This window comes from Saccharopolyspora indica (assembly GCF_027853965.1).
Lineage (GTDB): Bacteria > Actinomycetota > Actinomycetes > Mycobacteriales > Pseudonocardiaceae > Saccharopolyspora > Saccharopolyspora indica.
The window spans coordinates 61,828-74,290 of sequence record NZ_JAQGLB010000017.1; the positions used below are offsets into that span (position 1 = coordinate 61,828).

Annotated in this window: 13 protein-coding genes; 6 read left to right on the forward strand and 7 right to left on the reverse strand. The window is 68.9% G+C overall.

The window, feature by feature from the left end; translation table 11 throughout:
- Window positions 1-8: 8 nt before the first annotated feature.
- Genes OU416_RS29520 through OU416_RS29530 form a run of 3 tightly spaced genes read right to left on the reverse strand, consistent with a single transcriptional unit; the run spans window position 9 to window position 2,757 of the window.
- Window positions 9-815, reverse strand: a complete 807-nt coding sequence (locus OU416_RS29520; protein WP_270930318.1) for an ABC transporter ATP-binding protein — start codon at window positions 813-815, stop codon at window positions 9-11.
- Entirely contained in the window at window positions 812-1,825 is a 1,014-nt protein-coding gene (locus OU416_RS29525) for a FecCD family ABC transporter permease (RefSeq protein WP_270930319.1), read from the reverse strand. Before OU416_RS29525 ends, OU416_RS29520 begins: the two co-directional genes overlap by 4 nt.
- Window positions 1,822-2,757: an ABC transporter substrate-binding protein gene (locus OU416_RS29530; RefSeq protein WP_270930320.1), complete on the reverse strand. Its 936-nt coding sequence runs from the start codon at window positions 2,755-2,757 to the stop codon at window positions 1,822-1,824. The genes OU416_RS29525 and OU416_RS29530 overlap by 4 nt, the downstream gene beginning before the upstream one ends.
- 380 nt (window positions 2,758-3,137) lie before the next feature.
- Here OU416_RS29530 and OU416_RS29535 point away from each other — a divergent pair, with 380 nt between their 5' ends.
- Complete coding sequence (locus OU416_RS29535) at window positions 3,138-3,767, forward strand: superoxide dismutase (RefSeq protein WP_121505281.1); 630 nt, start codon at window positions 3,138-3,140, stop codon at window positions 3,765-3,767.
- 210 nt (window positions 3,768-3,977) lie between these two features.
- On the opposite strand, the gene OU416_RS29540 is transcribed toward OU416_RS29535, so the two are convergent.
- The 3 genes from OU416_RS29540 to OU416_RS29550 form a co-directional block, all read right to left on the reverse strand.
- Window positions 3,978-5,192, reverse strand: coding sequence for an MFS transporter (locus OU416_RS29540; RefSeq protein ID WP_372907196.1), 1,215 nt, complete (start codon window positions 5,190-5,192; stop codon window positions 3,978-3,980).
- Window positions 5,193-5,316: 124 nt separating this feature from the next.
- On the reverse strand, window positions 5,317-5,751 hold the full coding sequence (locus OU416_RS29545) for a MarR family winged helix-turn-helix transcriptional regulator (RefSeq protein ID WP_093158230.1): 435 nt from the start codon (window positions 5,749-5,751) through the stop codon (window positions 5,317-5,319).
- Window positions 5,752-5,930: 179 nt separating this feature from the next.
- Window positions 5,931-7,409, reverse strand: coding sequence for an NCS2 family permease (locus OU416_RS29550; RefSeq protein WP_372907193.1), 1,479 nt, complete (start codon window positions 7,407-7,409; stop codon window positions 5,931-5,933).
- Between the two features lie 47 nt (window positions 7,410-7,456).
- Between OU416_RS29550 and OU416_RS29555 the strand changes: the two genes are divergently transcribed.
- The 5 genes from OU416_RS29555 (at window position 7,457) to OU416_RS29575 (ending at window position 11,174) form a co-directional block, all read left to right on the forward strand.
- The gene (locus OU416_RS29555; protein ID WP_270930322.1) at window positions 7,457-7,744 is read left to right on the forward strand and encodes a DUF2530 domain-containing protein; all 288 of its coding nucleotides are present in this window, start codon (window positions 7,457-7,459) and stop codon (window positions 7,742-7,744) included.
- Window positions 7,745-7,894: 150 nt separating this feature from the next.
- Window positions 7,895-8,692, forward strand: coding sequence for an ESX secretion-associated protein EspG (locus OU416_RS29560; RefSeq protein ID WP_270930323.1), 798 nt, complete (start codon window positions 7,895-7,897; stop codon window positions 8,690-8,692).
- Between the two features lie 171 nt (window positions 8,693-8,863).
- Window positions 8,864-9,280, forward strand: a complete 417-nt coding sequence (locus tag OU416_RS29565; protein ID WP_270930324.1) for a hypothetical protein — start codon at window positions 8,864-8,866, stop codon at window positions 9,278-9,280.
- Window positions 9,281-9,319: 39 nt separating this feature from the next.
- On the forward strand, window positions 9,320-9,865 hold the full coding sequence (locus tag OU416_RS29570; RefSeq protein ID WP_270930325.1) for a DUF3558 domain-containing protein: 546 nt from the start codon (window positions 9,320-9,322) through the stop codon (window positions 9,863-9,865).
- A gap of 118 nt (window positions 9,866-9,983) precedes the next feature.
- Complete coding sequence (locus OU416_RS29575; protein WP_270930326.1) at window positions 9,984-11,174, forward strand: PPE domain-containing protein; 1,191 nt, start codon at window positions 9,984-9,986, stop codon at window positions 11,172-11,174.
- A 605-nt stretch (window positions 11,175-11,779) separates the two neighbouring features.
- Here the strand turns inward: OU416_RS29575 and OU416_RS29580 are convergent.
- Window positions 11,780-12,115, reverse strand: coding sequence for a hypothetical protein (locus OU416_RS29580; protein WP_270930327.1), 336 nt, complete (start codon window positions 12,113-12,115; stop codon window positions 11,780-11,782).
- Between the last annotated feature and the right edge of the window lie 348 nt (window positions 12,116-12,463).

Genomic DNA, 12,463 nt, shown 5'->3' on the forward strand with positions numbered 1-12,463 from the left:
TTTGCGCTCTAGGCCTGCGGTGGGGGCGCGGTGGCTGGTGAGGTTCGCTGGTCGATGGCGCCGGTGATGGTGAGGGTCGGGCGTCCGTTGTGGTCGGCCAGGTGGGCTTCGACGCCGAAGACGTCGGCCAGCAGGCGCTCGTCGAGGACTTCCGCGGGTGTTCCGGTCGCCGCGATGCGACCGGAGTCGAGCACCGCCAGCCGATCGCAGAACTCCACCGCCAGGCGGAGGTCGTGCAGCGTCAGCAGGACGGTCAAGCCACCGGCGGCGAGTTCGCGCAGCAGCGCCAGGACTCCGTACTGGTGACGGAGGTCGAGGTGGTTCGTCGGCTCGTCGAGCACCAGGACCTGCGGCTGCTGCGCGAGCGCCCGAGCGATCGACGTCCGCTGCCGCTCACCGCCCGAGAGCAGGCGCACATCGCGCTCCGCCTCCGCCAGCAGGCTCGTGGCCCGCAGCGCGTCTTCGACGATCTCGTGGTCGGCCGCGCCCATCCGGTCCAGCAGCCCGAGGTGCGGGATCCGGCCCTGCGACACCACTTCGCGCACGGTCAGTGCCGCGCGCGTCTCGGTCTCCTGCGTCGTCGCGGCCAGGACGCGCGCCAGCTGGCGCCGCCCGCCCGCCGCCATCCCGGCGACCTCCACCGTCCCGGCCGCGGGTTGGACCGCTCGGTAGAGCGTGCGCAGCAGCGTCGTCTTGCCGCTGCCGTTGGGGCCGACCAGGCCGAACACCTCACCGGCCCGCACACCCAAGTCCACATCGGACAGAATCGGCCGACCGCCCAGCTCCACCTGGACTCCGCTGATCCGCAGGCTCACGCGATCCTCCGCCGTCGCCGCAACATCACCAGGAACACCGGCCCGCCGACCAGCGCGGTGAGCACTCCCACCGGCAGTTCCGACGGCGCGACGACCAGCCGCGCCACCAGGTCGGCCAGCACCAGGAACACCGCGCCGAGCAGCGCCGACACCGGCAGCAGGCGGTGCGCCTCGGAGCCCACCAGGAAGGTGGCCGCGTGCGGGATCAGCAGCCCGACGAACACGATCCCGCCCGCCACCGAAACGGCCGTCCCGGCCAGCAGCGAGATCGCGATCAGGCAGCACGTCCGGAACGCGCGCGCGTTGATCCCGAGCGCCGCCGCGGCGTCATCGCCGCTGTGCAGGACGTTCATCCACCGCCCCGACGCGGCCGCCGCGATCAGCCCGAGCGCCAGCACCGCGGCGGGCACCGGCAGCGACTCCCAGCGCACGGCCCCGAGCCCGCCGCTGATCCAGAACATCACCTGCTTGGCCTGATCACCGGTGCCGAAGGCGTGCAGCACGAACGAGGTCATGGCGAACGCCACCTGCCCGACGGCCAGCCCGCCGAGCACCAGCGTCGTCACCGACCCGGAACGCCCGGAGACGGCCAGCACGATCAGCAGCGCCGTCAGCCCGCCCAGGAACGCCACCACCGGCAGGCCCACCGCCCCGGCGCCGATGCCCAGCACGATCGTCAGGGACACCGCGAACCCGGCGCCCTCGGACACCCCGAGCAGGTACGGGTCGGCCAGCGGGTTGCCCGTGACCAGCTGCGCGATCGCGCCGGACAGCGCCAGCGCGGCCCCGACCAGCATGCCGCCGACCACCCGCGGCATCCGCGAGTCGAAGACGATCGCGGCGCGCGCCGGGCGCCAGTCCGGCTCGATCCACGGCAGCACGGGCTCCAGCACGATCCGCCACACCTGCCCCAGCGGCAGCCGCACCGAACCCAGCGAGATCGCCAGTCCGCCGACCACCACCAACGCAAGCAGCAGCGCGACGTAGACGAACAAGAGCCTCTTGCTCATTTGCCGTGCAGGTCTCGGGCGAGGCGCTCGACGGCGCTGGGGAACCTGATGCCCTCGGTGAGCTCGACCAGCGGGATGGTGCTGAAGCGGCGGTCGCGCACCGCGGGCGTGCCCGAGACCAGCGGGTGCCCTTCGAGGTAGGACTGCTTGTGCTGCACCGGGGCCCCGAGGTAGTCGACGAGCACGATCGCCGCCGGGCTGCGCGTGGCGACCTGCTCCCAGCTGACGTCTTCGAAGACCTTCGGCACGTCGGCGAAGACGTTGCGCGCGCCTGCCCTGGTCAGCGCGTCGTTGCCGACGCCGTTGCCGCCCAGGGTGAACGCGGTCTGCTCGCCGGAGTCGTAGACGAAGACGTCGACCGGCGCCACGCCCCGGAGACGCTGCTCGACCGCCTGGACCCGCGCCTCGATGCCGGCGTTGAGCTGCCGCGCGTTGTCCTGCAGGCCGAGCGCCTCGCCGAACATCGAGATGTCGGCCAGCAGCGCCTCCATCCCGGCGGGCTCGGTCGCGCAGGACTCCGACAGCAGCAGCGTGTTGATGCCGTTCTTCGCGAACGCCTCGCGGCCGCGGCCCTCGGCGTCGTCGAAGGCGCTGGCGTAGCCGCCGACGACCAGGTCCGGCTCGGCTTCGAGGATGCGCTCGTAGGACGGGTACCGGTCGGACAGCAGCGGCACGTCGGCGTACCCGGCGGCGACCTCCGGCGGTGGCACGTGGTCGTCCGGGAAGGCGGTGCCGACGAGGCGGTCGCCCAGCCCGAGCGCCAGCAGGATCTCCGTCGCGTGCTGGTTGAGGCTCACCACGCGCTGCGGTGGACGGGCGAACGTCTCGACGCTGCCGCAGTTCTCCACGCGCATGCCGTCCGACTGCGATTCGGCCGCGGTGCAGCCGGTCAGGAACAGCGCGGCCAGGATCAGGGCGAAGGTGCGGCGCATCGTGCCTTCCGAGGTCGTGCGCGGATGCGCGAGACCAGGACCGCACACGGCGTTCCCAGACCCCGACCGCAGACCGCGACAGTCGTTGGAGCCATCCCTCGCGGAGCGGACGATCGGGCTCGCCGCGACGTGCGCGGCCTACCGTTGCGGGTCAGCGCCGGACTTCGACCGGCTTCTCCCGCTCGCGGGGTCGGAGTGGATGCTGCCCCACGCGTCGATCCCGGTCAACCGCCCGAATTTCCGCTGCGCACCACGTTTGCGCAGCTCATCGAGGCCGTTCGCGCAACGCGCCCGGCAGGTGAGATCAACGCCTCCATCCGGGCTAGTTGCAATAGGGTGGCAGTAGCTAGAGTCTGTCAACAGCGAAGGGAGAACGCTCGATGGCGCAGTACGTGTTGCCGGAGTTGGATTACGACTACGCGGCGTTGGAGCCGGCGATCGCCGGTGAGATCAACGAGTTGCACCACAGCAAGCACCACGCGACCTACGTCAAGGGCGCCAACGACACGATCGAGAAGATCGCCGAGGCGCGGGACAAGGGTGATTTCTCGTCGATCGTGGGGTTGGAGACCACGCTGGCGTTCCACCTGGCGGGGCATTCGCTGCACCTGGTGTGGTGGAAGATCCTCTCGCCCAACGGTGGGGACAAGCCGACCGGTGAGCTGGCGGCGGCGATCGATGAGGACTTCGGTTCCTTCGACGCGTTCCGGGCTCAGATGGAGGCGGTGTCGGGCACGATCCAGGGCAACGGCTGGGGTGTGCTGGCGTGGGATCCGGTGGGCCGTCGGCTGGTGACGCAGCAGTTGCGGGATCACCACTCGAACCTGTCGATCGCCACGACGCCGCTGCTGGTGTTCGACATCTGGGAGCACGCGTACTACCTGCAGTACCGCAACGTGAAGGCGGACTACATCAAGCAGTTGTGGAACGTGGTGAACTGGGACGAGGTCGGCAAGCGCTTCGCCGACGCCCGCGCGGGCTACAACGGCCTGCGCCTGCCCACCGCCTGATTCCCACTCCGAACGTGCGGCTTCGCCGGAGATCTACGCGCGGATCTCCGGCGGGGTGCGCACCCAGGTCTCGGCGGTGAGTGCTCCGACAAGCCAGCTGCCGAAAACGATCGAGCCCCGGCCGCCCGAAGGCGCCCGGGGCTCGATCTGTTCCCGAACTGACTACCGCTCCCACCACGAAGCGGACGAGACTTAGGTTAGCCTAAGCTGTCATGAGCGCGCAAGCCCTCGGCGCCGGAAAGCCAGAACTCCGGCTCCGACCAGCGCCGCGACCAGCGACACCAGCCCGCCGAGCAGGATCGGCCAGCGCGGCCCCAGCAGCTCGGCCAGCCACCCGGAGGCCAGCCCGCCCAGCGGTTTGCCGCCCATGAACAGCAGCATGTAGAGGCCCATCACGCGACCGCGCATGGTCGAGTCCACGCCCAGCTGCACGGTCGCGTTCGCGGTCGTCGTGAAGGTCATGACCGCGATCCCGACCGGGATCAGCGCCGCCGCGAACAGCTCGTAGCTCGGCATCAGCGCCGCACCGGCCTCCAGCGCGCCGAACACCGCGGCGCCCACCAGCAGCAGCCGCATCCGCGGCCCACCGCGGCCGCTGCGCCGCGCGGCCAGCGCCGCACCGGTCAGCGTGCCCACGGCCAGCATCGTGATCAGCAGCCCGTAGCCGTCGGCGTCGTGGTGGAAGACGTTGCGCGCCATCACGGCGAAGGTGTTCTCGAAGTTCATGCCGAAGGTGCCGATGAAGAACACCAGCACCATGACCACCATCAGATCCGGCCTGCCGAGCACGTACCGCACGCCGGCGCGCAGCTGGCCGCGCTCCTTCGGCGCGCGATCGGCGCGGTGCAGCGCCGCGACGTCCATCAGCAGCAGCCCGGCGACCACCGCGGCCGAGCTGACCCCGTTGAGCAGGAAGACCCAGCCGGTGCCGATCGCGGTGATCAGCACCCCGGCGATGGCCGGACCGACGATCCGGGCCAGGTTGAAGGTCATCGAGTTGAGCGCGACGGCGTTGGTGAGCTGCGCGGGGCCGACCATCTCGACGACGAAGGACTGCCGCACCGGCGCGTCGACGGCCGCGAAGCAGCCGAGCACGAAGCACAGCACGTAGACGTGCCAGAGCACCGCGACGCCGCTGACGTCGAGCACCCCGAGCACCAGCCCGCACACGCCGAGGGCGGTCTGGGTGGCGATCAGCACGCGCCGCTTGTCGAAGCGGTCGGCGAGCACACCCGCCCACAGGGTGAGCAGCAGCGTCGGGAGGAACTGGAGCGCGACCGCCACGCCGAGGGCCGCCGGGCTGCCCCCGGAGAGCTCCAGGACCAGCCAGTCCTGCGCGGCGCGCTGCATCCAGGTGCCGGTCAGCGAGACGACCTGACCCGATGCGTAGTAGCGGTAGTTGCGCTCGCGCAGCGAGCGGAACATGCCCGCGCTCGTGTCCGATGTGGACACCTGAGTGCGGTTGACCTGGCCTTCGCCGGGATCCTTTCCGACGCGTAACCGGGGTTGGTCAACCACTCTGGTGCTTACCGCCTCTCGGTGGGTGCGCTCATCGGCCCGCCAGCCGGTCGATGATCTCCGCGGCCCGGAACAGCACCGCGCGCTCCTCGTCGGTGAGGTCCACCAGCTGCTGGTCCAGCCAGCGCTCGCGAGCGGAGACCTCTTCCTCGATGCGGGCCCGCCCCGCGTCGGTCACCTCGACGATGGCCTGGCGGCCGTCGGTCGGGTGGGCGCGGCGGACGACCAGACCGGCGTCCTCCAGGGCGGCGATCACCCTGGTCATCGACGGCGGCTGGACACCTTCCCGCGCGGCCAGCTCACCCGGCGTCAGCGCTCCCGCCTTGTGCAGGCAGGACAGCGCGGACAGCTGGGAGAGCGTGATCTTCGAATCGCCGCTCTGCGCGCGCAGGCGGCGGTTCAGGCGAACCACTGCGAGCCGCAGCCGGCTCGCCAGGGTGCGCTCGCGTTCCGCAATATCGGACACGTCGTTAGTCTACCAAACTATATCGGGGAAAACGGACGAACTGATCCACTCAGTGGCCGTCCACACTAATGATCCAGCCGCCCGACGTCTCCTGTTCACACCCGAACCGACGCATCACCAGCGTCGTGAGCGTTTCGAGGCGCTCTGGCACCCCGAAACGCTCACGGTCGTTGACCTGGTCAGATGCCGAAGACGGCGCTGATCGGCGCGGCCGCGAAGTACAGCACGAAGGCCGCCGCCACGACCCACATCAGCGGGTGGACGGTGCGGATCTTGCCGGTGAACACCCGCAGCAGCACGTAGCTGACGAAGCCCGCGCCGATGCCGTTGGCGATCGAGTAGGTGAACGGCATGACCACGATCGTCAGGAACGCGGGCAGCGCGATGCTGAAGTCCGACAGGTCGATCTGCTTGATCTGGCCGATCATCATCGCCCCGACCACGATCAGCGCCGGAGCCGCCGCCTCCACCGGGATGACCTGGTAGAGCGGGGTGAAGAACATCGCCGCCAGGAACAGCAGGCCGGTGATCACGTTCGCCAGCCCGGTCCGCGCGCCCTCCGCGATGCCCGAGGCCGACTCCACGAACACGGTGTTCGAGCTGGCCGAACCGACACCGCCGGCGACCGCGCCGACGCCCTCGACGGCCAGCGCCTTGCCGATGCCCGGCAGGTTGCCGTCCTTGTCTGCCAGGTTGGCCTCCTTGCCCAGCCCGGTCATGGTGCCCATGGCGTCGAAGAAGTTCGCCAGCACCAGCGTGAACACCAGCAGCGCGGCGGCCAGCGCGGGCAGCCGGGTCCAGGCGCCGAAGGAGATGTCGCCGACCAGCGACAGGTCCGGCAGCCCGGCGATCTGCTCCGGCACCGCCGGGTAGCCCAGGTTCCAGCCGTAGGGGTTGGTGCCCTTGGACTGGCCCGCGTGGAAGACCGACTCGATGATGATCGACAGCACCGTGGTGACCGCGACGCTGATCAGGATCCCGCCGCGCACCTTGCGCGCCACCAGCACCGAGGTCAGCACCAGGCCGAAGACGAACACCGCGGTCGGCCACGAGGCGATCGAGCCGTCGATGCCCAGCCCCACCGGCACCGTGGTGTTGGCCTCGTCCGGCAGCCGCCGCACGAACCCGGCGTCGACCAGGCCGACGAAGGAGATGAACACGCCGACGCCGACCGCGATGGCGGCCTTCAGCTCGGGCGGCACCGCGTTGAACACGGCGGTCCGGAACCCGGTGGCGACCAGGACCAGGATGATGACGCCGTCGATGACGACCAGGCCCATCGCTTCCGGCCAGGTCACCTGCGGCGCGATGGTCACGGCCAGCAGCGTGTTGATGCCGAGCCCGGCGGCGATCGCGAACGGGTAGTTGGCGATGAGCCCGAACAGGATGGTCATCACGCCCGCGACCAGCGCGGTCGCCGCGGCGACCTGCGGCACCGGCAGGATGTTGCCCAGCACGTCGCGCTTGGCGCCCGGGTCGTCGGCGGAGTAGCTGCCCAGGATCAGCGGGTTCAGCACGATGATGTAGGCGACCGCGACGAAGGTGACGATGCCGCCGCGCACCTCGCGCGAGATGCTGGAACCACGCTCCGTGATCTTGAAGTACTGGTCCAGCAATGATTTCTTGCTCTTGGTCTCGTCCACCATCGTGCTTCCCATCACCGCGCCTGAGCGCGCGTTCATCAACCGGAGGTAGCCTGCCTGACGTGGCACCAGACAGCGAACCCACCCCCACCGCAGCAGGTCACCGGCCTGTTCCCCACCTGCCCCGCAGGCTGGCGGACCCGACGCCGGTGGTGCTCACCGGCACCGCGCTGTGGCTCGTCGGAACGGTGGCGTTGGCGCTGAGCGGCAACCTGGGCATCGAGTTCTGGACCTGCGTGGCGGGCGTGACGCTCGGCGTCATCGGCTACGGAGTGTTCCGCTGGCAGCGCTCGGCCGCTCGCCGAGGCTCCCGAGGAGCCTGGCAGGGCCTGTCCGGCCTCGACGACTGAACCAACACCGATCGCACGGTCTGCGCGTTTTGAGCAGTCCCCTTCGCGGCCGCAAGACGCCGAATCCACCCATGGATCTTGGCGACCGGCTAACCTGCGAGATCGTCACCAGTTCGGAGACTTGACCAGAACGCGGGGAGCGCAGCGGAAGTGCCCAAGCTCGACGTCGACCGACTCGAATACGCCATCCTGGCCGAACGCGCCGGACTCACTCGCATCCCGATGGTCGCGGCGTACAGCCACTACGGGACGCAGGTCCAGGACATACCGCGCGAGTTCAACGCGGCCGAGCAGCGCGTCCGCGAGCGCGGCCTGGTCAATCCGAGCGGCGTGAACGACCGGGTCATGGAGCTGCTGGGCATCTACGCGCACGCGAGCGTCGAGTACGACCTGCGGTTCTCCTCGCAGAAGGGCTCCGAGCTGCGCGCCGCGGTGACCAAGGCCAGCAAGACGGCGGTGCGCACCGTCGTCAGCGGCGACCGGATCATCCTGGAGCCGGTCCACCCGAACGACCTGATCCCGGCGCTCATCTCGGCCCTGCCCGAGCACCAGCCCGCCAAGATCCGCCCGCCGCTGTCGATCGACCTGCAGGACGTGCGCGCGGCCATGGCCGAAGCGAGCCGCCAGGGCGACGACCCGCGAGCGATCGAGCAGGCCCTGCGGGCGCGCGGCGTGAACCCGGCGAACTTCCGCAAGATGACCCAGCTCCTCGAAGGCCCCCGCCTGGGCCTCGGCGAAGCCGGCGTGACGATCTGGGACGACCGCGGCAAGGAGCACCGCGGCGACCAGACGATCCGGATCATCGACCTGCAGCAGGGCCGGACGGCGGTCTACAACAGCGGCAACCAGCGGATGTTCGCCGGAGCGGACCTGAGCACCTTCACCCGCGTCCTCGGCGAACTGGCGACCCACACCCGCCGGAAGGCGGCAGAAGCAGCCCGCTGGTGACCCGCCGATCGGCCTAAGGTGATCAGTATCACTGGACCAAACGGATCAATCTGACAACAACAGGGAACCGAAACCGGACCAAGCACCGTCACACCGGTGCGCGAACGAGCAACGACCTGGCAAGCTAAGCGCGACGTGTACCTGTTCTAGGGGACAAGGGGGTAGGACAAGGTGGCAATCTGGGATGGGATCGGCGCTGCTGGCGCAGCTGCTGCCAAGGCGGTGGCCGCGAACAAGGCGATGATCCACACCGCGGTCAACAGCGGGGGCACCGCTCAGGCGGCGTCGTTCTCGGTTGACATCGAGCAGATCCCTGGGCTGATCGCCAAGTACGAAGAGGCCCAGGACAAGCTGGACAGGATCCTGCGGAAGGCCCAAGATCTGCGATACATCAATGGGCCGGGTGAGGACGAAGTGAGCCAGCAGCTCGCGTCGGCACTCGGGGAGATGGCCGGAGACGGCGAAGGTTGCCTGTCCTGGGCTGTCAACGATGCACGCACTCGTATCCAGGGAATGATTGACCAGCTGAAGGCTGCTCAGGGCACCTACACCAGCACCGACGAAGCCGCCACGGCCAGCCAGGTTTAAGGAAGATCTCACGTGCTACGCCGCGCAACTCTGACCACCGTGTCGCTGCTTGCTGTGTTGGGCGTCTCGGCATGTTCGCCCGGCTCGGCGAACGTGCCTGCGCCAACCACCAGCGACGAGGCCACGACGTCGGCAGCCCCCAAGGTTAAGAACCCGAAGAACATCAAGGCAGTCTCGGACCCTTGCCAGCTCCTGACTCAGGAGCAGTTTGCGCAGCTTGGCGGCAGTACAGGTGCAAAGCCGCCAGAGAGCGAGATCTCCGGGTTGGGCGAGCCAGCGTGCAGTTGGCGAAACGATGCCTTCTCCACCGCTATCTCTGTCAACACCACGCACGGTGGCCCGGAGGAAATCGCGAAGCTCGCGGAGAAGAGCGACAACTTCAAGGCGACCGAAGTTGAGGGCTATCCAGGGGCACGGGTCGACGAGCAGAGCAGCTTGTGCCGGATCGACCTCGCCATCGCCGATGACCAGTCCTTCGCGATCAACTACGCGAAGAACGCGGGCGGAACGCCGGAGATGGACGACCCCTGCACCTTCGCTGAGAAGCTTGCCAGCGAAGCACTGAAGAACATCCCGGACGCCTGATCGCGTCCGCACTTACCACGACCGAACACGAAAAGGGGGTGTGACCATGGTTCTCCCGATGATCGTTGGTGGCTACCTGCTCACACGTGAGTCTGACCGTGGTAACACGGACGAGATCATGCAGCAGGTGGGCTTCAACCACCCGCAGAAGTACGGCCAGATCCACGACGGCCAGGGCACCGGGCAGCTCGTTGCCTCGGTCCAGGGTTGGAAGTCCGGGATCGGCGCGGATTTCGAAGAGGTCGCGCGGCTCCTCGACGACGCCAACGCGAAGGCCGGGGTCGCCTGGAGCGGTCAGGCCGCCGAAGAGCACGGCAGCTCGCTGAAGCCGATGTCGCAGTTCATCCTTGACGCCAAGGAAGTCTCGAACTCTGTCGGCGACTCCGCTGAGCAGCAGGTTCAGAACTTCAGCAAGGTCAAGAACAGCATGCCGGAGCCGGTGAAGGTCGACGCGACCGACAACCTGCTCGAAAAGGGCGGCGCTTGGCTCGTCGGCGGCGAGACCGACCTGCAGAAGCAGGAGCGGGAGGCCACCGAGAAGGCTCAGGAAGCCAAGCAGCACTACGACAACTACAACCAGAACGCCCAGAACGTCTCGCAGAACCTGGCGCCCTACCCGAAGGCCCCGGAGATGACCTACGACCAGGGCTCCGGTGGTTACGGCACGAACCCGACGGTGGGCAGCATGCCGAACGCCTCCGGGATTCCCGGTGGCAGCGGCTACAGCGGCAGCACCGGTGGCAGCGTTACTCCGCCCGGGCCCGGTGGTGGTTCCGGCAGCGGCGGGAACGAGCTGCCCGGTGGCGGGTACACCTCGCCGAACGGGAGCTCCTCGCAGTGGACTTCGCCGACGGGTGGCGGCACCGGCGTGCCGAACCTGCCCGGCCCGACGACCCCTGGCGGCCCCGGCCCCAACGGCCCCGGTCTCGGCCTGGGCATGATGCCTCCGGGCGGTCCGGGTGGCGGCGGTGGCGGCACCGGTACCGGCCGCGGCATGGGTGGCCCTGGCGGTGCGGGCGGCCGTGGCCTCGGCGGGCTCGGTGCCGGTAGCGGCTCCGGTGGTCCGGGCGCTGGCGGCCGTGCTGGCGCTGGCGGCTTGGGCGCCGGCGGTGCTGGCGGTGCCTCCGGTAGCGGCGCTGCTGGTGGTCGTGGTGGCGCGGGCGGCATGGGCGCCGGCGCGGCCGGCCGCGGCCAGGGCAAGGAGGGCGAGGAAGACATGGAGCACGAGAACAAGTACTGGGTCGACACCGACGAGGCCTGGGACGACCTGGGCCTGCCCAAGGTCGCCCCGCCGGTCTTCGGCGAGTGACCTGAAGCTCCAGCAAGACGAACTGGCCGCGCACCGAATCCGGTGCGCGGCCAGCGTCTTTCCGGCCCGAAAAGCGGCGTCACCGCCGCACGTCGATTCGTCCGCTGCGGGCTTCGGCCGCACACACCGAGCAGGTCGGGCGGCCGTCCACGGGGCCGAGCTCCTCGGACGTCGTCATAACTCCGCAGACAGCGACGAGAGTCCCGCCCTCCCCTCTCGAATCTCCTTCCAGGATCACGTGGTTCTGGTAGCCGAAAGCAGCCCAGCAACCCGTCCTGCTCGATTCTTCGAAGCCTTCCACCTGAGATCTCGACATCGGCACTTCTCCGAAAGTTGATCGGTGGCCGGGCGCGGGGAGGGGTTCGCGCCCGGCCACCTGGGGTGGGCCGGTGCGGCGGTAGCCGGGGGATGTCGTGCCGCACCGACCCGGTTCGGGGGGATTTTTGCCCGGTGAAGGGCACCTTTAGGCAAGTAAGTTGCTAAAAGGTGCCCTTCACCGTGCACCTGATGGTGTGAGTCGGGCCGGGTGAAGGGCACCTTTCGCCAACTAATTTGGTGGAAGGTGCCCTTCACCTCTCGCTTGGTGGGGTGAACCGGGGCTGGGGTTACCGGCGGAGGTGGTGGCGGCCGGTGGGTTGGTCGTCGGGGTCGAGGTCGGGGAACTGAAGCTCGGGCCTGGGTTCGGGTTGTGTTGGGGGTTCGGGCGTTATGGGTGGTTGCTCGCGGCGGTGCGTATGGATGCCCGCGCTGGTGGTGGTGCGGTGGCGTTCGGCTTCGATGTCGGCGATGAGGTGCCAGACCGTGTATTCGCCTTCTCCTCCTCCTGCGTGTTGGCCTGTTGTGAATCTCAGGCCGCCGAAGGGGATCTGGATCTGGGTGGCGAGCAGGGCGAGGATGAGGAGGCTGAACAGGGCGAAGGTGCTGAGCTGGATCCAGTACATGGCGGTGAGTTTCCTTCCGTGGGTGGTTGTGGCGCGATTTCGCGCGAAAACAGGGTTCGGTAGGCGTGCGGGGTGACGATTTCGCGCGAAATCGCCACCAGGCCCCGCGACGTCACGGGCCCTTGTCAGCGAGGTGGCGCCAGCACTTCATGCACGAGCGTTCGCGGACCCAGTCCACTTCGGACCGATCATGCAACTCGGCGGCAGGAGCTTTCGCTCCGCAGTAGGCCTCGACCTGCTCGTCGCGAGGGGTTTTCGTTGCTGTGATGGGGAAAGCGTGGCGGCCTCCCGTGACCGGACGCCACACGTACTTCAAGTAGCCAGACATCTGGACTCCTAACCTGTCTC

Bases quoted from the DNA above. Each gene is read 5' to 3' on its own strand.
- OU416_RS29525 (WP_270930319.1), bottom strand. From the start codon at position 1,825: ATGAGCAAGAGGCTCTTGTTCGTCTACGTCGCGCTGCTGCTTGCGTTG.
- OU416_RS29530 (WP_270930320.1), bottom strand. From the start codon at position 2,757: ATGCGCCGCACCTTCGCCCTGATCCTGGCCGCGCTGTTCCTGACCGGC.
- OU416_RS29535 (WP_121505281.1), top strand. From the start codon at position 3,138: ATGGCGCAGTACGTGTTGCCGGAGTTGGATTACGACTACGCGGCGTTG.
- OU416_RS29540 (WP_372907196.1), bottom strand. From the start codon at position 5,192: ATGTTCCGCTCGCTGCGCGAGCGCAACTACCGCTACTACGCATCGGGT.
- OU416_RS29550 (WP_372907193.1), bottom strand. From the start codon at position 7,409: ATGGGAAGCACGATGGTGGACGAGACCAAGAGCAAGAAATCATTGCTG.
- OU416_RS29575 (WP_270930326.1), top strand. From the start codon at position 9,984: ATGCAGCAGGTGGGCTTCAACCACCCGCAGAAGTACGGCCAGATCCAC.
- OU416_RS29580 (WP_270930327.1), bottom strand. From the start codon at position 12,115: ATGTACTGGATCCAGCTCAGCACCTTCGCCCTGTTCAGCCTCCTCATC.